The sequence below is a fragment of the Aliiroseovarius sp. M344 genome (assembly GCF_025140835.1).
Taxonomy (GTDB): Bacteria; Pseudomonadota; Alphaproteobacteria; order Rhodobacterales; family Rhodobacteraceae; genus Aliiroseovarius.
Genome location: NZ_CP081153.1, coordinates 1,554,858 through 1,574,579 on the forward strand (window position 1 = coordinate 1,554,858; position 19,722 = coordinate 1,574,579).

Consider the following 19,722-nt stretch of genomic DNA (forward strand, 5'->3'; position numbering starts at 1 on the left):
GTCTCCTTCAGGAAATGGAAGATGCGCCTTCGGTCGCCGAGCTGGCGACACGACGGAAGGTTTCAAACAGCTCACGTCCCATGCCGTCTGTGTTGGCGCTCAGGTCAACTTGGATAGCCGGGCGATCAACTGCGCCTTCGGTCAGGACCTCCAATTTGCCTTTGTCTGCATCAAGACGGATCAAGTCGCCGTCGCGGATACGCGCGATCGGCCCACCTGCTGCGGCTTCGGGGGCGACATGGATGGCGGCGGGCACTTTGCCAGATGCTCCGGACATACGCCCATCGGTGACAAGCGCCACGCGCAAACCGCGCTGCTGCAACACAGATAGGGTTGGCGTCAGGCCATGCAGTTCCGGCATTCCATTGGCGCGCGGCCCTTGGAAACGGACCACAATGATCACGTCTTCCGTCAACTCTCCCGCTTTGAACGCCGCTTTGACGCTGTCCTGATCATGGAACACGCGGGCAGGGGCTTCGATAATGTGGCGATCTTCGTCCACAGCCGAGACTTTGATTACGCCTTGACCCAGATTGCCGGACAATTGGACAAGACCGCCGGTCTTTTGGAACGGGTTTGACGCAGGCCGCACGATTTTCTCGTTCAGGCTTTCGCGCGGGCCGGGTTCCCAGACCACACGGTCGCCAACCAGTTTGGGATCCTGTGTATAAGCCGTCAGATCGCCCATGATGGTCTTTGCATCGGGGTGCAGCAAGCCAGCGTCCAGCAACTCGCCGATCATATAGCCAAGACCGCCTGCTGCGTGGAAATGGTTCACATCGGCCAGCCCGTTTGGATAAACCCGCGCCATCAACGGCACAATGGCCGAGATCTCGGCAAAATCCTCGAGCGTCAGGATGATCCCTGCGGCGCGTGCCATGGCGGGCAGGTGCAGGACAAGGTTGGTTGACCCACCTGTAGCCATCAATCCAACCAGCCCGTTTACAAAGGCTTTCTCGTCCAGAACATGACCCGCAGGGGTAAACCCGGCGTTGCCGGTTTTGGTGATAGCCAGTGCGCGGCGCGTGCCCTCGGCAGTCAGCGCATCCCGCATGTCAGTGTGCGGCGGAACGAACGAGGATCCGGGCAGGTGCAGCCCCATAAACTCCATCAGCATCTGATTGGTGTTGGCCGTGCCATAGAAGGTGCAGGTGCCGGGGCCGTGATAGGCGGCCATCTCGGCGGCCATCAGCTCTTTGCGACCAACCTCGCCGGTGGCGAATTTTGTCCGTACCTTGGCTTTTTCGTCATTTGGCAAGCCCGAGGTCATGGGACCCGCGGGCAGAAACACCGTCGGGATGTGACCAAAGCTGGCCGCTGCTATCACCAGACCGGGCACGATCTTGTCGCAGACCCCCAGAAACAGAGCCGCATCAAACGTGTTATGGCTCAGCGCGACGGACGAGGCCAAAGCGATCACGTCACGTGAAAACAGGCTGAGCTCCATACCGGTTTCCCCTTGCGTGACGCCGTCACACATCGCGGGGACGCCACCAGCGACCTGAGCCGTCGCACCTTCTTCACGCGCGATCCGTTTGATCAGATCGGGATAGGTGGCAAAGGGCGCATGGGCCGACAGCATGTCATTATAGGCCGTCACGATGCCTATATTTGGCGCGCGGCCTTCTGCCAGGCGATCTTGATCCTGACCTGCACCCGCGTAAGCATGGGCCTGACCCGAGCAGCTCAGATGCGCCCGGCGCGGGCCGTCTTCCGCAGCGCGCGTAATTTTGTCCAGATACGTTTGCCGCGTGTCCTTGGATCGCGCGACGATCCGTTCGGTTACCTTCAGAAGATCGCTGTTCAGGGTCATGGCTGCGTTCCTGTTCGTCATTCTGGCAGCGTGGCACAGATGGTTGGGGTTCAGCTGGCTTTTATCAGGTTATGATAGCGCTAACAACAATAATCATAAGTGAATTGAACGCAGCCCGGGCTTTCAGGCTTCCAAACCATAAAAACACAAGCTAGGCAGGGCGAATTGCAGCCAACCGAAAGACTGAACCATGGCGGATGCCAATGACAGCGCAGAACGCGTCACGATCCGATTGAAACCGAAAGCAAATGCGCGGGCCATTAGGCACGGCGCGCCATGGGTTTTTGACAATGAACTGGTAACCGATCGGCGCACGAAAAATATCGGTGCTGGCGTGATAGCGCGGCTGGAAGATGCCGCCCGTGATCCATTGGGTACTGTTGCGGTCAACACCAACTCACGGATCATTGCGCGGATGCTTGATCGCGATCCCGAGGCGACGATTGACCAAGACTGGTTCGTTGCGCGCCTGCAGGCAGCGCTTACCCATCGCGAAACCCAGTTCGATGCGCCGTTTTATCGACTTGTTCATGCCGAAGCGGACGGGTTGCCCGGCGTTATCATCGACCGGTTTGGCGATATCGCCGTGGTGCAGCCCAATGCAGCGTGGGCCGAGGTTTTGCTGGAGGCTCTGACCGGGGCGCTTGCGCAGGTGACCGGCGTGACGACAATCCTGAAAAATGCCGCGGGCCGCGCACGCGGCCTTGAAGGGCTCAACGATCAGAACGCGGTATTGTTGGGTCACGCGCCGGATGGGCCGGTCGCAGTGCCGATGAACGGCGCCACATACATGGCTGACCTGACAGGCGGGCAGAAAACCGGATTGTTCTTTGACCAGCGGCCGAACCACGCCTTTGCGGCTGGACTTTCAAAGGGCGCACGGGTGCTGGATGTCTTCTCGCATGTGGGGGGGTTCTCACTGGCGGCCCTCGCGGCTGGCGCATCAGATGCGGTCGCAGTCGACGGATCCGCACCAGCTTTGGCGCTGGCCGAAGAAGGCGCGCGCCAGATGGGTGCCCAAGACCGGTTCGCCACGGCGCAAGGCGATGCTTTCGAAATGCTGACCGCTCTGGCAGAGGAGAACCAGCAGTTCGATTTGGTCATCTGCGACCCCCCGGCCTTTGCCCCCTCGAAGAAATCGCTTGAACCCGGGCTGCGCGCTTATGAGCGGATCGCCCGGCTTGCCGCCCCGCTGGTGGCCCCCGGTGGATACCTAGGCCTTTGCTCCTGCTCTCATGCGGCAACAATCGACAAGTTTCGCACGGCATCCATTCGGGGCATCGGGCGGGCAGGGCGCAATTGCCAATTGATCCACACCGGATTTGCGGGCGCGGATCATCCGATGCACCCGCAACTTGCGGAAAGTGGCTATCTCAAAGCGCTGTTTTTCCGAATGCTGCCATGAAGGTGCTGATCGACGCTTGTGTCCTCTATCCGACCGTGATGCGTGAAATGGTGTTGGGGGCGGCAGAGGAAGGTCTGTTCACGCCGCTTTGGTCGCCGCGCATTCTGGAAGAATGGGCCCGCGCCGCAGCCAAGCTGGGCCCCGATCAGGAAACTGTGTCGCGCGCCGAAATCGCCGTGCTGCAAGACCGCTGGCCCAAAGCGAGTATTACTCCGCATGACGGTGATCTGCGCAGGCTCTGGTTGCCCGATGAAAATGACATCCACGTCCTGGCCGCCGCAATTGCCGGTGGGGCCGATATTTTGCTGACGATGAACAACGCCGATTTCCCACGCCACACGCTGACAGAAGAAGGCGTGCAACGCGCAAGCCCGGACCTGTTCTTGCGTGGGTTTATGGACGGAAACTCCGACGCGATCCTTCGGGTTGCCAACAAGGTGTTGGGGCAAGCGCGTGACTTGTCTGGCGAAGACTGGACGATCCGCCGCCTGATGAAAAAAGCCCGGTTGCCCAGACTCGGAAAAGCGCTCGAAACTCAAATCTGAAGCTGGTTTCTTCTGGCTAGAAAAATCCTGGGGTGAATGCGCGCAGCGCAGAGGGGCAACGCCCCTAATGCACCCATTTGGCTTCGTTTTTCTCGATTGCCGCAATGCGTTCGACGGTTTTCGGATGGCTCATCATCCATGCGGGCATCACACCGGCCCGGTTTTTCGTCAACGCATCGAGTTTTCCGAACAAGGTTTTCTGTGGCTCTGACCCGATGCCGGACTTGATCAACAGAGCGGTCGCATAAGCATCGGCTTCATATTCATCACCGCGGCTCAATCCAGCCGCAAGGAGGCGGGTCAACATGCGTGCGACATAGACACCCGCACCGGGCAGAAACCGCGATATCATCATCGACAGAACGGTGCGCAGGGCGTTTTGACCGGCAAAGTCGATCATCCGTTTGCGCGCGTGCCCCAGTGCCACATGTCCAAGTTCATGCGCGATCACACTGGCCATTTCTTCGGCACTGACACGGCCCTGTTGGTATTCTTTGAAGAACCCGCGCGTGATGAATATCCGACCGTCCGGCGCGGCCAGCCCGTTCACCGGATCGATTTCGTAAATGTGGACCGGAATCTCGGCGATATCCAACGATGCGGCCATCCGGTCGGTCAGGGCTTTGAGCTTGGGATCCGCCAACCGTGTGGATTGGCTATCCAGCTCGCGATGCGTGCGCCAGACCGAAAAATGATAGAGCAGCAGGCCATAGGCGACGGGCAGCAGGATAGGCAAAAGCTTCAACATGCGACCTATATGGGGATATTCCGGCGCGCGCGAAAGGGGTTATACGTCACTCAACACGCGCGTTTGCGCCGTTCTGTCGCGTTTGCGCCCTCAAAACGGCCCGGATCCAGGCAAACATCCCGGCCGCGACCACCGCCGCCACGAGGAACCCGGCCAGGTTGCCCAGCAGGGACGCAAGGCTTTCGATCCGCGCGGCGAAACCATAGCCAAGACCCACATAGAGCGTGACCCATATGGTTTCGCCCAGTATGTCCCATATTGTGAACCGAAGCCAGTTCAGTCCGGTGGCTCCGGCAGCAAAATTAACCCATGGCCCAAGCGGCGCAACCGCCCATGTGGACAGAAAAACACCCTTGCCGCCGTGGCGATCGGTGAAGCCTTGCGCGCGTGTCAGCACGGCTTTTCGCGCGGGGCTGCGGGCAAGTCGGTCCAGCATGTCCCGGCCGCCGTACCGGCCAAGTGAATATCCGGTCTGATCGCCGATCACGGCCCCTGCAAATGCCGCCGACACCACATTGGTCAGCGCCAGATCGCCCGCCGCCGCGAACGCCCCGCCGGCCAGCATCATCAGCGATGTGGGGATCGGTACGGCCAGACAGGACAGGAAGGCCGAGGCGAACACCACCCAAGGTCCATACGTCGACAGAAGTGCAAAGACGGCGTCGGTCATTGGCCCGATCCCGCCGTGTTTGCGCCGCCGTTCCCGTCCACCCCCTGCGTGGCGCGGAAGCCCTCAATCGCCTCTGTGATCTGCAGGATCAGGACGTCGACCGGGATGCCGCGGTCCTGTGCCAGATGTTCCAAATTGCGAAAGCCTTCGGCGCGTTCCGGGTCGCCCAATACGTCTATGACAACCTCGCGCGGGATGCGCCAGGAATGCACGACATAGCGGGGCGTCATCCAAGCCGCGACCGGCTGATCGCGGTGCGCCGGATCATTCCAATAGACCCAACTGGACACAGTGCGCGTGCCAAAAAACACCCCGGCGGCCAGCGCAATCGCCAAAATTACAGTGGCCACGGGTGCCGCGCGCCAGATGCGTTTTATGAATGAGAACATTGCGGTTTCCTTGCCCATTTCTTTTTAACGTCGGGGCGAAGGTTTTCCGTCGCTACCGGCCCAAATCTTTCATGCCCCGCTCAATGCCTTCAAGCGTCATTGGCACCATACGGCCCTCGAATATCTGGCCGATCATCTGAACGGATTGGGTGTATTTCCAGTGATGCTCGGGCAGGGGATTGATCCACAGGTTATCCGGCCATTGTTCCCGCGCACGTTCCAACCAGACCTGTCCGGCCTCGTCGTTCCAATGCTCGTTGGCGCCGCCGCGATAGGCAACCTCATAGGGGCTCATCGAGGCATCGCCGACAAAGATGCATTTGTAGTCCGCGCCATAGGTGCGCAGCACGTCCCATGTGGGGGTCTGATCGTTCCAACGGCGCGCATTGTCGCGCCACACGCCTTCGTAAAGGCAGTTGTGGAAATAGTAGTATTCCAGATGCTTGAACTCGCTGCGGGCGGCGGAAAACAACTCTTCCACCACCTTGATATGCGGGTCCATTGATCCGCCAACATCCAGAAATAGAAGGACTTTCACGGCGTTGTGCCGCTCGGGGCGGGTTTTTACATCCAGATAACCATGTTCGGCTGTGGCGCGGATCGTGCCGTCAAGGTCAAGTTCTTCATGGGCGCCGTTGCGCGCCCAGTTGCGCAGGCGCTTCAGTGCGACTTTGATGTTGCGGGTGCCAAGCTCGACCCCGTCGTCGAGGTTCTTGAACTCGCGTTTGTCCCAAACTTTGACCGCGCGCTGGTGGCGGGACTTGTCCTGCCCGATGCGCACGCCTTCTGGATTATAGCCATAGGCGCCGAACGGCGATGTGCCCGCCGTGCCGATCCACTTGTTGCCACCCTGATGGCGACCTTCCTGTTCCTTCAGGCGCTCTTTCAGCGTCTCCATCAGCTTGTCAAAGCCACCAAGGGCTTCGATCTCGGCCTTTTCTTCAGCGGTCAGGAATTTCTCGGCCATCTTGTCCAGCCATTCCTGCGGAATGTCCACGGCCTCCAGCATGGCTTCTGAAGAGATTGCTTCAAGCCCTTCAAATGTAATGGAAAAGGCGCGGTCAAACTTATCGAGGTTTCGTTCGTCCTTCACCATCGCGGTGCGGGCGAGATAGTAAAACCCCTCGATGTCATAGGTGACCAGACCGGCCTTCATGGCCTCAAGAAACGAAAGAAATTCGCGCAAGGACACAGGGACTTTGTTGGCACGGAGGTTTTCAAAGAATGGCAGAAACATAAAGTCGGGCCTAGCGGCTGATGATGATCGAGAAGAACAGCGCAATCAGTGCAAACCCAAGCGCATGTACGGTCGCATATTGCGCGATGTCCAGCCGGTTACCGCCACGTTTGCGGGCGCGCAAGACGCCAACCAATGCTCCGAAAATAAGCGCTGCGATGACCACCATATCTGCTTCTACCCTTCAAAAAGGGCACGCAAAGAAGGCCCCGATCTGTCTAACCCGGCGAAATGGCCGCGATTTCGCCGAGCCGCGCGCCAACTTGTTCGTTTGAGCCGAAGCCATAACGCGCCCAGCCCAGACTGTCGAGCCTGACAAGCTGGGCTTCCGATGTCCGGCCTGCAAGGTCCAGCGCCTCGGCCTTGATCATCATTAACGTTGCCAGTAGGGCGGCGTTTTCGGCCCGCATGACCGGGGGAATATGTGCGTTAACGATTGAAATCGCGTCCCCGGCGTGACCTGCGGACAACGCATAGGCGGCCAGTTGCACACCCATATGCGCCGCATGCACGGCTGTTTCCGGATTGGCGCGATAGATCGCTTCGGCCTCGCGGAAGGCTGCGAACGCGCCTTTGCTGTCCTGGCGCATGTTCAGGCGGCCATAGGCGAACAGGCTGAAAGCCAGACGGGTATCCTGCCAACCCTGGCTGCGCGCAACGGACACGGCCTCGGCTGCGGCTTGCCTGCGCCGCGTTTTGGACTGGCCACCGCCCAGCGCGGTTTCAATCGCAGTTTTCCAACGATCGGGCGAGCGTCCGCTCAGACGCGGCGCGCCCGACCCGCCAGCCGGGTTCAGGCGGGCAAGTAAGGCAGGCAATCGGGCGGCAACGTCGCCACGGCTCATCCCGGACGCCAATTCGGGCGCGTAATAAGCGCGCAGGATCAGCATATCGAACCCTGTCAGCACTGTGTGGAAATTGTCGTCATTGAACACACTATCATGCAGGCGATACAGGTCATTCACCGGGCCCAGGGCCTGCGCAACTTCTTCGTGCAGGCAGTCGCGCAATTCTTGCGGGCTGACATCGCCGGGCAGGAAAACCGCCATCTTGGTACGGCTGCGCATGCGTGCCCAATCCAGCTGCGGGGTGCCGCGTGCCGCCTTGTATTCTTGCCAGCTTGACACGTTGGGCGAGACGAAACAGGCGGCGTGGGGCACAAGGCGCTGCAATTGGCGTTTAGAGATCACTTCCAGCGTGATCGACGCGGGTTCAGAGCCGGAAACCTGCCGGATATTGATCCCGGCTTCGATCCGAAGTCGCGCCATCAAACGAGACAGGTCGGCTGCCATATAGGATGGCGCGTTGCCGGTGACACGCAAGGTCACGGGGCCTTCAAAACGGGTCAGAACGGGCAGGGGACGACCGCTTTCCAATAGGAATGACAGGTCCAGAAAATCGCCGGCAATCACGCTGTTGGATCGTGCGGGGCGTGTGATTTGCGTGCTGGCAAAGCTCTTCATCGGCGGCAGGGTGGTGGGCAGTCCAACGCGGCGCGCAGTGACTTCACCGCCATCTGAGGTCCGGTCCGTCGTCGCGCGCGACCCACCCGGCACGGCGCAGCCGATAAAGGTCAGGCACCCCAAGGCAAGGACGGCTGCTTTTGCTGTTCTGCGCGTCATCACGACCTCCCATACCGGATGAACGGCGTTTTGACGCCAATCCGGTCATAGAGTTTGCGGGCGGTGTGGTTGAAATCCTGCGTCAGCCAATAGACCGACGGTGTGCCGTTCTGATCTGCTGCGTCATAGACCGCCTCGATCAGCGCGCGTCCGACCCCGGTGCCGCGCACAGATGGGTCGGCGTAAAGGTCCTGCAGGTAACAGACATTTTCTATTTTCCACGCATGGCGATGGAACAGGAAATGCACCAGCCCGACAGGCTGATCTTCCACGCAGGCCACCAGGCCGTGGAACTCGTTCGGATCCTCTGACAACAGCCGGGCGAAGGTGGTTTCATAGACCTTCGCGTCAACTTCAGTCTCATAATAGCGCAGATAGCCTTCCCACAGGCGATTCCACGCAGATCTATCAGACGGCATCAGTGGCCGAACGGTAATGTGAGCATTGTTTCCCATAACAACACACGCACACCCGTTTTTGTGCCCCCCCAGGCAAGGTGTCGACTGTAGGGGGTGGCGCGGTGATCACCAAGGGAAACGGTGCGTTTGTTGGGTTGCAGGGTAAAATACCACCAAGGAAAACAATATCTTGTGTGGTGAAATTCACATACCACTAGGGTGCTTGTCTGGATTGCGCCAAAAGCGGCGAATCGGGTGTTACAGGCCGATGACGTCGTAATCCGGTGATCCGGACCATGTGATTTCCCATTTCGCGCCGGGCCGGACGTTTTGCACGGCCGCCGGGTCGAAGGCGACCAGACAAGTGCCCGACGGGTGTCGCACTGACGGATAGACCAAGCCCCGATGCCCCTCGGCCCGCAATTTATCGGCCAGCGCCTGACCGCGCGGGTAGCCCTGAGCGGGCTCCGGGTGTAGCGACGGGTGGTCAGGCTGGCCGGTCAGATCAGGGAAGTCGCCGATAAAATCCGCCAACAGCTCGACATAGCGCACTTTCGTGTCAAAGACGCCGATAAAAGTCAGTTCGCGGGTGTAGTGATAGCCAACCTCGGCGACTGATGTCATGGCGCTCCAACTACAATACCACGCGCCGCGGTGTTCATCGTTAAACCGGTTGCCACCCGTGCGGCGATAGGTGAAGGCGGCGTTGACATGGGTCATGCCATACAGGCGCAGATCCGCCTCGCGTCGCGCCCATGCCAATTCGCGTCGGTCGATTCCCGGATCACGGCCACGTTCAGCGGTCTGACGGTCGGATGTCATCGCCTCAACTTCGGCCAACAGCGCCATTTCATCGTCACCATCCACCAGCCCGCGCAAGGCGGGCGGCTTGTGATAGGTGGCCGGGATCAGGCGGACAAGGGCTCGGTCGCTGACGGATCGCAGGGGCAGGGCCTCGGTCACATGCCCCCCCGCAACGCATCAACATAGCTGCGCACGCGCAGGAATTGCGGCAAGCCGTCCTCGATCATCGTGTCGATCGGGCGGGTGCCGTCAAAAAGCGGGCCGGTATTGGCAAGCGTGATCCAGCTGTCGGCAATCGCGTCGTCGAAATACAGATGCAGCGACTTGTAGATCCCGACCAGCGCGGACAGACGCAGCATCTGGTCGCGGGTCAGATCGCCCTTGAAGCCGGGGTTGCGGGCACGTTTCCACGTCGACGTGGACATATCTGCCAGCGCGGCGGCATCTTCCAAACGCAACTCCCAAGCTTGCGCGATCCGGCCATAAGCTTTCAGCGCAACAGCAGCATGGTCCGAGGTCGGACGCGCCGGGGGCGGGGTCAGTGGTTGCGGGGCGGCGTGCATCTTGCATCTCCTGTCATGTTGATCAGAAGATAAGGTCATATGGACCCAAAGTCAAGATCAGATGGGCTTACTGGCGGCCGCTACGACCGCCACCCCGCGCCAAAAAGGCCAGACGCTCAAACAGATGCACATCCTGCTCATTCTTCAGCAGCGCCCCGTGCAGGGTTGGCAAGGCAGAAGCCCCGTCGCGTTTTAGCGTTTCGGGATCAATGTCTTCGGCCAAGAGCAGTTTTAACCAATCCAGCACCTCAGAGGTCGACGGCTTTTTCTTCAACCCCGGCTGTTCGCGAATTTCGTAAAACTGGGTCAAGGCCTCGGTCAGCAGGCGTGGTTTGATGCCGGGGTGGTGCACCTCGACAATTTTCGCCAGCGTATCGGCATCCGGAAAGCGGATATAATGGAAGAAACAGCGACGCAGGAACGCATCTGGCAGTTCTTTTTCATTGTTCGAGGTGATGATGATGATCGGGCGGTTCTTGGCACGGATGGTTTCGCCAGTCTCGTAGACGTGAAACTCCATCTTATCAAGCTCTTGCAGCAGATCGTTCGGGAACTCGATATCGGCCTTGTCGATCTCGTCAATCAGCAGAACGACGCGCTCATCGGCGTCGAATGCCTCCCACAACTTGCCGCGTTTGATGTAGTTTCTCACATCATGCACGCGCTCCTCGCCCAACTGGCTGTCGCGCAGGCGGCTGACGGCATCATACTCATACAAACCCTGTTGCGCCTTGGTCGTCGACTTGATGTTCCATTCGATCATCCGCGCGCCCAGCGCGCCCGCCACCTGCAACGCAAGTTCGGTTTTTCCGGTGCCGGGTTCGCCTTTGACCAAAAGGGGGCGTTGCAGTGTGACAGCCGCGTTCACGGCAACTTTCAGATCGTCCGTTGCCACATAGCTTTCGGTGCCTTCAAAGCGTTTTGTCATCCTGTTACCCCGTCTTTGGTCGAAAACTCATTCAGGGGCGAGGTAAAGGCGTGTGTCGCGTTTGGCAAGTGCGCGCGACAGGCGGGGCACAAACCAAATGGGGTGAATAAAGCCCAGCTTGGTGGGGGTTTTGCGGGCAGTGGCAGGTCCGACGCGCGTTCAGGTCATAACCGGGTTGCGGGTTTTCGTTCCGGATCAGGTGTTTACCCGCCAAACACGAATTCCTTACAAAGTTGACCCCATTGCCTAGTGACAACAGGCAAAAGCGGGTGTAAACGAGCGCCATAAGAAGCCGGACTTCTGAGGGGCAACAGCGTTGCTAGGTAGTTTAGGTCTGGTAAGTGAGGGAGTTGGTATGAAAGCAGAGACTTTTCTGCCCGACGATTACAGTCCTGCCGAAGACGAACCGTTTATGAATGAACGTCAGACGGAATATTTCCGTCGGAAGCTTCTGGCCTGGAAAGAAGAATTGCTTGATGAAAGCCGTCACACGCTTGAAGGCTTGCAAGACAACACACGTAACATTCCAGACATCGCAGATCGCGCGTCAGAGGAAACCGATCGGGCGCTTGAATTGCGCACACGGGATCGTTCACGCAAGCTGGTCGGTAAGATTGAGCAGGCATTGCGTCGTATCGACGAAGGCGAATATGGCTATTGCTCGGAAACTGGCGAGCCGATTTCTCTCAAGCGTCTTGATGCGCGCCCAATTGCGACACTGAGCCTAGAGGCACAGGAACGTCACGAGCGGCGCGAAAAGGTCCACCGCGACGACTAAGGTGCGGTTTGGCACAGAATTCGCAGATGGGCGCACATGTCGCGTGGCATAGGACCCAAAAGCATGGCAGAAGGCGCTGGATGTCCGGCGCCTTTTTTGTTTGTTCTGGAGGGCTGCCGGACATAGGTTTTGAGAAACGACCACCAAAGGAGCCGCCCGATGATCGCAGGTCAGGATTTTACCATCCTTGGGGCGGGAATAGGTGGGCTGACGGTGGCGGTGGCGCTGGCGCAGCGCGGCGCAAAAGTCACTGTTTTGGAACAGGCCCCTGCGATCACCGAAGTGGGGGCGGGGCTGCAGATCAGCCCAAATGGGGTGCGGGTTCTGGACGCGTTGGGGCTGGGCGAGCAAGCCCGCGCGCAGGCCATGCGCGGCAACGGCGTTTGGTTGCGCGATGGGATCTCGGGCCACGAGGTCATTGATTTCAGTTTCGACAAAGTGGCGCCCGATGCGACCTTCCTGTTGTTTCATCGCGCAGATCTGATTGACCTGTTGGCGACAGCGGCGCGCGCGGCGGGTGTTGAGATCCGGTGTGGGGTCGCGGTCGAAGCGGTGAGCAAAAGCCAGACAACGGCGAAGGTCAAAATCGCAGGCGAAGCCACCCAAGAGATGGGTTTTGTTATTGGTGCCGATGGCCTGCACTCTGTCATGAATGCCGCACTGAACGGTGCCCGCGCGCCCTTTTTCACTGGACAGGTCGCATGGCGGTCGACGGTGCCCGCAACCGGACGTGAGCCAGCCGAAGCGACGGTGTTCATGGGTCCCGGCCGGCACATGGTGACTTATCCTCTGCGGGGCGGCTCGTTGGTTAATCTGGTTGCGGTCGAAGAACGCGACGTTTGGGCAGATGAAGGATGGAACCACACCGACGATCCTGACAATCTGCGCCGGGCGTTTGCCGGTTTTTGTGATGACGCACAGGCGCTGCTTGAACGTGTGGATACCGTCCATTTGTGGGGCTTGTTCCGACATCCGGTGGCGCTGAACTGGCATTATGGCCATTGCGCCTTGTTGGGGGACGCGGCGCACCCCACCTTGCCGTTCATGGCGCAAGGCGCCGTTATGGCGATCGAGGATGCGTGGGTTCTGGCTAGTTGTCTGGATCGTCGCGGGTTCGACAAAGGCCCTGCGCGCTATCAGCAATTGCGTCGCGCGCGCTGTGAACGGATTGTGGCAACTGCAGGTAAGAATGCGCGCAATTACCATTATGCCAACCCACTTGCGCGCCGCTTAGGTCACGGGGCATTGCGGCTGGCCGGACGGCTGGTCCCCCAGCAGGTTTTCAATCGGTTTCGCTGGATTTATGACGAGGATGTTACCCGGCTTTAGTCCTGCTTAGGGCTTCAACAGGGCATCGACCTCACTGCCCGGCATTCCGGTGCCGAGCATGGAAAAATCTCCGTGCGCAAACATAGCCTGAGCTGCGTCATGAATCACCCGATGTGTCACCCGCGCCAGCGCTGATCCCAGAGAGATACGGGCCACGCCCGCCTGTGCCAGATCGGCGCGACTGACCTGTGACAATGGCCCTGCGGCCAGCGCGTTGACCGGTAAGGTTGTGGCGGCACAGACCCGCGCCTGATCGGCCAGCGTGCCGGGCAGGGGAATATAAACACAATCTGCCCCCGCAGCTTCGTAGCCTGCAATGCGCGCCAGCGCTTCTTCAAGATCGCATTCCCCGTTCATCACACCGTCTGCCCGCGCTACAAGGACAAAGTCGCCGGGCAAGGCGCGGGCGGCCGCCACCGCAGCCCTGATCCGTTCGACCGCATATTCGCGCTCATAAGGTGTCGCAGACGGCAAGGCCGTATCCTCGATCGATATCCCCGCAAGCCCTGCCTCGTATGACAGGCGCACGGTTTCGGCGCAGGTGTCAGGGTCATCACCAAAGCCGTTTTCAAAATCGCCGGACACCGGCACATTCACGGCAGCGACAAGATCTTGGGCATGCGCCAGCGCCTCGTCACGGGTGACATGTCCCATATCTGGACGCCCAAGGGTAAACGCATGGGCTGCAGACGACGTCCCGATGGCCTGCGCCCCAAGCCCTGCCAGCATTTTTGCGCTGCCGATATCCCAGGCATTGGCCAGAATGAACGGGTTGCCTTTCTGGTGTAGGGCGCGAAAAGCGGCTCCTTTGTTCTGGTCGGTCATGCGACGCCATCCTCTTTGTCGTTCTTGATGCTCCAGCAAGCTTTCCGCGCCGCGTGTGGTTTGTCAAACACAGCGCGGCTGCGCGGCGGTAACGTGTTTTTTCCGGCAAAGCGCAGAAATGTCCCCCCAAGCCCTTTCCAAATGGCACACTCCATGAGATAGGGACGTGTCAAACGAACACTCCCGAGGAGAAAGCCCATGGAGATTCGCGAGGCGCTCACTTTCGACGACGTCCTTCTGGTTCCGGCCGCAAGCCACGTGTTGCCATCGACGGCAAACACGACCACCTTTGTGACGCGGTCAATTGCCCTGAACATCCCGCTTCTCAGCTCTGCGATGGACACCGTGACCGAAGCGCGCATGGCCATTGCCATGGCGCAGGCTGGTGGCATGGGGGTCATTCACAAGAACCTCGATATTGAAGAACAGGCCGAACAGGTGCGGCGCGTGAAGCGGTTTGAAAGCGGGATTGTCTACAACCCGATCACCCTGACGCCGGATCAGACACTGGCGGATGCCAAACTGCTTCAGGACCGGTATCGGGTCACTGGCTTTCCCGTCGTTGATGAACAGGGCAGGGTCGTTGGGATCGTGACCAACCGTGACATGCGGTTTGCTTCGGATGACAACACGCCGGTGAAGGCGATGATGACTTCGAACAACTTGGCCATGCTGCAAGAACCTGCGGAGCTGGAAGAGGCGAAAAGCCTGATGAAAGCCCGGCGGATCGAAAAGCTTCTTGTCACCAATGGGGAAGGCAAGCTGACCGGTCTTTTGACCCTGAAAGACACCGAACAGGCCGTTTTGAACCCCACCGCCTGCAAGGATGATCTGGGGCGGCTGCGGGTTGCTGCGGCCAGTTCTGTCGGCGACAGTGGCTTTGCGCGGTCCGAAGCGTTGATTGATGCAGGCGTGGACATCGTTGTGGTCGATACAGCTCATGGCCATTCGCAAGGCGTGATCGACGCGGTGAAGCGTGTGAAAGAACTGTCGAATTCAGTGCAGGTGATCGCTGGCAACGTGGCGACGGGTGACGCCACACGCGCTTTGATTGATGCGGGCGCGGATGCCGTGAAGGTCGGCATTGGTCCGGGGTCGATCTGCACCACGCGCATGGTGGCCGGGGTCGGTGTGCCACAGCTGACTGCGATTGGCGATTGCGCTGCCGCTGCGGGCGATGTGCCGGTGATTGCCGATGGCGGCATCAAGTTCTCAGGCGATTTTGCCAAAGCGATCGCCGCAGGTGCCAGCTGCGCGATGGTCGGCTCGATGATTGCGGGCACTGATGAGAGCCCCGGCGAGGTGATCTTGTATCAGGGCCGAAGCTTCAAGGCCTACCGCGGCATGGGCTCGCTCGGCGCGATGGCACGGGGGTCGGCGGATCGGTATTTCCAGAAGGATGCGGCGTCGGACAAACTGGTGCCCGAAGGCATCGAGGGCCAGGTGCCCTATAAGGGCAGCGCTGGCGCAGTGATCCACCAGCTGGTGGGCGGTCTGCGCGCGGCGATGGGATATACGGGCTGTGCGACAGTCGCCGAGATGCGCCAGAACTGCAAGTTTGTGAAGATCACTGGCGCTGGTTTGAAGGAAAGCCACGTGCATGATGTGCAGATCACCCGTGAAAGTCCGAACTATCGTATTGGGTAGATTAATCATGGCATTGTGGTGCGTTCTTGAAGTCGATAGGTCCGGGATATGACACCCGGCGCCCGCGTTGCTGCTGCGATTGAGATTCTTGATACCTATCTGGCTGGAACCCCGGCAGAACAAGCGTTAACCGGTTGGGCGCGCGGCCACCGCTTTGCGGGCTCCAAAGACCGGGCCGCCATTCGGGATCATGTGTTCGATGCCCTCAGACGGCGCAGGTCCGCTGCCGCATTGGGTGGGGGGAACACCGGGCGCGCGATCATGATCGGGCTATTGCGTGGGCAGGGCATTGACCCTGATACGCTGTTGACGGGCGACGGACATGCACCAAGCATATTGACCGACGATGAACGCCAAGTCAGTGCAAAACCAACGCGGGCAGAGCGGCTTGATTGTCCGGACTGGCTGTTGCCACTTTTTGATCAAAGCCTTGGTGAAGATGCCGAGCGTGAACTGGAGGCGCTGCGTCATCGTGCGCCCGTTTTCCTGCGGGTCAATATCGCGCGGATAACTGTTGCAGACGCCCTGATCGCTTTGGCGGCCGAAGGGATCGTAACTCAACCGCACCCGCTGGCGTCCACCGCATTAGAGGTCATCGAAAATCCACGTAAAATCAATGGATCACAGGCCTATCTTCATGGAATTGTCGAGCTTCAGGATGCGGCTTCACAGGCAGTGGTCGAAGCGTTGGAAATCGCGCCGGGTATGCGGGTGTTGGATTATTGTGCCGGTGGTGGAGGAAAGTCGCTGGCGATGGCGGCGTTGGGGGCCAAGGTCGTTGCCCATGACATCGCGCCTGCGCGCATGAAAGACCTTCCTGCCCGTGCCGAACGGGCTGGGTGTCATATCCAGATCGCACATCCCGACAGGTTGGCCGACTTTGGCCAGTTTGATCTGGTCTTTGCGGACGCGCCCTGTTCCGGCAGCGGATCTTGGAGACGCGCGCCGCAAGGAAAGTGGCTGTTAACACCAGAGCGGTTCGAAGAGCTTCTAGCGGTGCAAAAAGAGGTTTTGTCGCAATTGCCTGCTTTGTGCGCGCCAAACGGTGCCATTTCCTATGCAACCTGTTCTGTTTTGAAGTCCGAAAATCGTGCTCAAGTTGATGAATTCTTGGCGAAAAATCCTGAGTTTAGCTGTGGCAATGAACACAGTTTCTCGACCCTTGATGGGGGGGATGGCTTCTATCTTGCGCGACTAAAAAGAATGTAAGGCTTGGCAAAAACAATCTAAGGTTGTTAACCTTGACCCCATTAATCGGCGCTTAACCCTCAGGTTGCAATAACAGGGGGCCGATTCTTTATAAGGGGATCCCTGTGTCGCAAGCTGAAATGTTGCCCAACCCATTAACCGAAATTGCTGTGCGAATGTCGCGGCGGGTCGGGTACCTGCTGGCTCTGGCCGCGCTTTTTGTCGGCTCGGCATGGTTTGTTGGATTTCCTGTGCCGGGGCTGATCCTTTTGCTGATCGGTCTGACATTCCTGTGCCTTGCGCTGACGGTGTGCGCCATTACCGCGTTGCACCAACGTCAGCAGAAAGCATTGTTTCAAACAGTTCGGCGGTTTGTGGACAAGGATGCGGCGGCCTCTTTTGCGACCGATGCGGACGGGATGATCCGGTATCAGAACGCTGCTGCCATTTCGGATTTTGGCGAGCAGGTGGGCGGGACGCTGGCCGGCGCGGTCAAAGACATGTTTGCAGCCCCCGCCTCGGTGCTCTTTCGGTTGCAAAACAAAGCCATGGCAAAAGGGGCTGCGCGCGAAGATGTTGTTTTGCGGCGTGGGCACGTCCGGTTGTCGGTTCACGCGGTCGGCGACGGCGGGTTTCTTTGGCGACTGGAAGATTTCGGTGAACGCGGACAGGGTGGTCGCACCGGGGAACATATCAGCCTTCCCATGATGACCGTGTCGAAATCCGGCACCATCCTGTTCATGAATGAATCCGCACGACGCCTTCTGGGTGGGCGCGAGACCACGTTGGACCGCGTCTTTACAGAGCTGCCGGTGCAGGCGGGCGCTGTGGTGCAAGTCTCAGCCAAAGACGGACCCGTGCCGGCATTTATCTGCGATCTGGAAATCAGTGCAGGACGACGTGAGATTTACCTCCTGCCGCCACCCTCAGGCCCGGTTATCACCAGCGAGGAATGGGCTTTCATTGATCGGCTTCCGGTGCCACTGATCAAATTGGACACGACAGGCGCCATTTCCATGGCCAACCGGCGCGCAAGGGCTCTGTTGGGCGATGAAAAAGCGATTGGCTCCCAATTGGCAGATCAGGTTGAGGGGTTGGGCCGCCCTGTTTCTGAATGGCTGCGCGAGGCGCATGCGGGCCGGCATCTGGGTCGCGCTGAGGTCGTGCGCGCGGTCAAGCCGGAAGAGGACGTGTTTTTACAGATATCACTGGGTCAGGTGGCTGATGAAACGGGACAGGCGCTGGTGGCTGTTTTGCAGGACGCGACCGAGTTGAAAACGCTCGAAGCCCAATTCGTGCAAAGCCAAAAAATGGAAGCGATTGGCCAGTTAGCGGGCGGTGTTGCGCATGATTTCAATAACTTACTGACTGCGATATCCGGCCATTGTGATCTGTTATTGCTGGGGCGCGACGAAAAAGACCCCGAATATTCTGACTTATCTCAGATTCACCAGAATTCAAACCGGGCTGCTGCCCTTGTGCGCCAGTTGCTGGCGTTCTCGCGCAAACAAACCCTCTGTCCAGAGAAACTGGTGCTGACAGACTCCCTTTCTGACCTGACGCACCTTCTGAACCGGCTGGTGGGAGAGAAGGTTTCGTTGGATCTGGATCATGATCGCGACCTGATGCCTATCCGCGCGGATCGCCGTCAACTGGATCAGGTCATCATGAACCTTGTGGTCAACGCGCGCGATGCGATGCAGGAGGGCGGCTTGATCCGGGTTGAGACGCGAAATGTTAGTGTTGAACAGGCCCTGCATCGCGACCGCGCGACCGTGCCCGCCGGGGAATATGTTGCGATCCGGGTCATCGATCAGGGTACAGGCATTCCCGCCGACAAGATTGCCAAGATTTTTGAACCATTTTTCACAACCAAAGGCGCGGGAAAAGGCACCGGGCTTGGGTTGTCGATGGCGTATGGCATCGTCAAGCAAATGGGGGGATTCATTTTTGTAGATTCAATCCCCGGCACTGGATCAACCTTCACCTTGTATTTCCCAGCGTGTCAGGATGGCGATGCCGCTTCGTCTGAAATAAACGGCGTTGACGGGTCTTTGGCCGGTGCCCTTTGTGACAAAGGAGGAGTCGCTCCGGAACTGATGGCTGAGACCGGGCAGGCAATATCCCCCGCCAGCAGTCAGACCAACGGCCAGATTGCGGATCAAATACAGGCGACCCTGAACAGTTTGAAAGCGGACGACCAATTGGTGTTGAACGGCACATCAGTGGCCGTAACCGGATCCTCCGCATCACCACGGAATGGTGGTGGCAAAGAACCGCAAACCATCAAAAACAATTTGGCGAGTCATGTCACACCCTTAGAAGAGCTGCCGAAGCCGACACATGATCCCGATGACAATGATGACGGAATAGTCTTGCTGGTCGAAGATGAGGCCCCTGTTCGCGCGTTTGCGTCACGCGCCCTGAGGATGCGTGGCTTTACTGTGTTAGAGGCCGAGAACGCAGAGGAGGCCTTGAAAACATTGGAGGATACGTCGCTGTCCGTCGATGTGTTCGTAACCGACGTTATCATGCCGGGAATGGACGGCCCAACCTGGGTGGCCAAAGCTCTGGAGGACCGGCCCGGCGTCAAGGTTGTGTTCGTGTCTGGATATGCCGAGGATTCGGTTTCGGAACACCAAGCCCGCATTCCCAATTCGGTGTTCTTACCCAAGCCGTTTTCATTGACTGACCTGACGGCGACGGTGCAACGACAATTGCATTGATCACGCGTAATAGCCCATGTTTTCAAAGCGGCAGCACCAGAAAAAGGAGCCGTTAACAATTCAGTTACCATTCTTCCGCAATATGGTTTTTGAAAACATGACTTGAA

The 19,722-nt window shown here is 58.9% G+C and carries 19 protein-coding genes; 7 read left to right on the forward strand and 12 right to left on the reverse strand.

All coding sequences use genetic code 11. The features are described 5' to 3' along the window. Positions 1 to 7: 7 nt before the first annotated feature. Positions 8 to 1,813 (reverse strand): phosphogluconate dehydratase, encoded by a 1,806-nt coding sequence (edd, locus tag K3556_RS07585; protein ID WP_260519108.1) that lies wholly within the window; start codon positions 1,811 to 1,813, stop codon positions 8 to 10. A 190-nt stretch (positions 1,814 to 2,003) separates the two neighbouring features. Here edd and K3556_RS07590 point away from each other — a divergent pair, with 190 nt between their 5' ends. Together K3556_RS07590 and K3556_RS07595 are read left to right on the forward strand one after the other, a co-directional pair. Further along, complete coding sequence (locus tag K3556_RS07590; RefSeq protein WP_260519109.1) at positions 2,004 to 3,218, forward strand: RSP_2647 family RNA methyltransferase; 1,215 nt, start codon at positions 2,004 to 2,006, stop codon at positions 3,216 to 3,218. Continuing rightward, positions 3,215 to 3,763, forward strand: a complete 549-nt coding sequence (locus tag K3556_RS07595) for an RSP_2648 family PIN domain-containing protein (protein ID WP_260519110.1) — start codon at positions 3,215 to 3,217, stop codon at positions 3,761 to 3,763. The genes K3556_RS07590 and K3556_RS07595 overlap by 4 nt, the downstream gene beginning before the upstream one ends. A gap of 64 nt (positions 3,764 to 3,827) precedes the next feature. Here the strand turns inward: K3556_RS07595 and K3556_RS07600 are convergent, their stop codons facing one another. The 10 genes from K3556_RS07600 to K3556_RS07645 all read right to left on the reverse strand — a co-directional run bounded on the left by K3556_RS07600 (position 3,828) and on the right by K3556_RS07645 (position 11,122). Beyond that, on the reverse strand, positions 3,828 to 4,511 hold the full coding sequence (locus tag K3556_RS07600) for a M48 family metallopeptidase (RefSeq protein WP_260519111.1): 684 nt from the start codon (positions 4,509 to 4,511) through the stop codon (positions 3,828 to 3,830). Between the two features lie 46 nt (positions 4,512 to 4,557). After that, the gene (locus tag K3556_RS07605; RefSeq protein ID WP_260519112.1) at positions 4,558 to 5,181 is read right to left on the reverse strand and encodes a DedA family protein; all 624 of its coding nucleotides are present in this window, start codon (positions 5,179 to 5,181) and stop codon (positions 4,558 to 4,560) included. Continuing rightward, positions 5,178 to 5,570: a hypothetical protein gene (locus K3556_RS07610; RefSeq protein WP_260519113.1), complete on the reverse strand. Its 393-nt coding sequence runs from the start codon at positions 5,568 to 5,570 to the stop codon at positions 5,178 to 5,180. Before K3556_RS07610 ends, K3556_RS07605 begins: the two co-directional genes overlap by 4 nt. A gap of 52 nt (positions 5,571 to 5,622) precedes the next feature. Beyond that, a complete protein-coding gene (locus K3556_RS07615) occupies positions 5,623 to 6,807 on the reverse strand; it encodes a vWA domain-containing protein (protein ID WP_260519114.1) in 1,185 nt (394 codons plus the stop codon). 10 nt (positions 6,808 to 6,817) lie between these two features. Further along, positions 6,818 to 6,976: a hypothetical protein gene (locus K3556_RS07620; RefSeq protein WP_260519115.1), complete on the reverse strand. Its 159-nt coding sequence runs from the start codon at positions 6,974 to 6,976 to the stop codon at positions 6,818 to 6,820. A gap of 49 nt (positions 6,977 to 7,025) precedes the next feature. Further along, positions 7,026 to 8,429 carry a DUF2927 domain-containing protein gene (locus K3556_RS07625; RefSeq protein WP_260519116.1) on the reverse strand — a complete coding sequence of 468 codons (1,404 nt, stop codon included), beginning with the start codon at positions 8,427 to 8,429 and terminating at the stop codon, positions 7,026 to 7,028. After that, entirely contained in the window at positions 8,429 to 8,848 is a 420-nt protein-coding gene (locus K3556_RS07630) for a GNAT family N-acetyltransferase (RefSeq protein WP_260519117.1), read from the reverse strand. The genes K3556_RS07625 and K3556_RS07630 overlap by 1 nt, the downstream gene beginning before the upstream one ends. A gap of 237 nt (positions 8,849 to 9,085) precedes the next feature. After that, positions 9,086 to 9,790, reverse strand: a complete 705-nt coding sequence (locus K3556_RS07635; protein ID WP_260519118.1) for an RES family NAD+ phosphorylase — start codon at positions 9,788 to 9,790, stop codon at positions 9,086 to 9,088. Next, positions 9,787 to 10,194, reverse strand: coding sequence for an MbcA/ParS/Xre antitoxin family protein (locus K3556_RS07640; RefSeq protein ID WP_260519119.1), 408 nt, complete (start codon positions 10,192 to 10,194; stop codon positions 9,787 to 9,789). Before K3556_RS07640 ends, K3556_RS07635 begins: the two co-directional genes overlap by 4 nt. A 67-nt stretch (positions 10,195 to 10,261) precedes the next feature. Next, the gene (locus K3556_RS07645; RefSeq protein WP_260519120.1) at positions 10,262 to 11,122 is read right to left on the reverse strand and encodes an AAA family ATPase; all 861 of its coding nucleotides are present in this window, start codon (positions 11,120 to 11,122) and stop codon (positions 10,262 to 10,264) included. Positions 11,123 to 11,477: 355 nt separating this feature from the next. Here K3556_RS07645 and dksA point away from each other — a divergent pair, with 355 nt between their 5' ends. Further along, positions 11,478 to 11,900 (forward strand): RNA polymerase-binding protein DksA, encoded by a 423-nt coding sequence (dksA, locus tag K3556_RS07650; protein ID WP_260519121.1) that lies wholly within the window; start codon positions 11,478 to 11,480, stop codon positions 11,898 to 11,900. Between the two features lie 159 nt (positions 11,901 to 12,059). Further along, the gene (locus K3556_RS07655) at positions 12,060 to 13,229 is read left to right on the forward strand and encodes an FAD-dependent monooxygenase (protein ID WP_260519122.1); all 1,170 of its coding nucleotides are present in this window, start codon (positions 12,060 to 12,062) and stop codon (positions 13,227 to 13,229) included. Positions 13,230 to 13,235: 6 nt separating this feature from the next. On the opposite strand, the gene K3556_RS07660 is transcribed toward K3556_RS07655, so the two are convergent. Further along, positions 13,236 to 14,054 (reverse strand): oxaloacetate decarboxylase, encoded by an 819-nt coding sequence (locus K3556_RS07660; RefSeq protein ID WP_260519123.1) that lies wholly within the window; start codon positions 14,052 to 14,054, stop codon positions 13,236 to 13,238. 198 nt (positions 14,055 to 14,252) lie between these two features. On the opposite strand from K3556_RS07660, the gene guaB reads away from it, so the two are divergent. The 3 genes from guaB (at position 14,253) to K3556_RS07675 (ending at position 19,615) form a co-directional block, all read left to right on the forward strand. Then, the gene (gene guaB, locus K3556_RS07665; RefSeq protein ID WP_260519124.1) at positions 14,253 to 15,701 is read left to right on the forward strand and encodes an IMP dehydrogenase; all 1,449 of its coding nucleotides are present in this window, start codon (positions 14,253 to 14,255) and stop codon (positions 15,699 to 15,701) included. 48 nt (positions 15,702 to 15,749) lie between these two features. Next, a complete protein-coding gene (locus tag K3556_RS07670; protein WP_260519125.1) occupies positions 15,750 to 16,910 on the forward strand; it encodes an RsmB/NOP family class I SAM-dependent RNA methyltransferase in 1,161 nt (386 codons plus the stop codon). Between the two features lie 104 nt (positions 16,911 to 17,014). After that, complete coding sequence (locus K3556_RS07675) at positions 17,015 to 19,615, forward strand: ATP-binding protein (RefSeq protein WP_260519126.1); 2,601 nt, start codon at positions 17,015 to 17,017, stop codon at positions 19,613 to 19,615. Positions 19,616 to 19,722 lie beyond the last annotated feature (107 nt).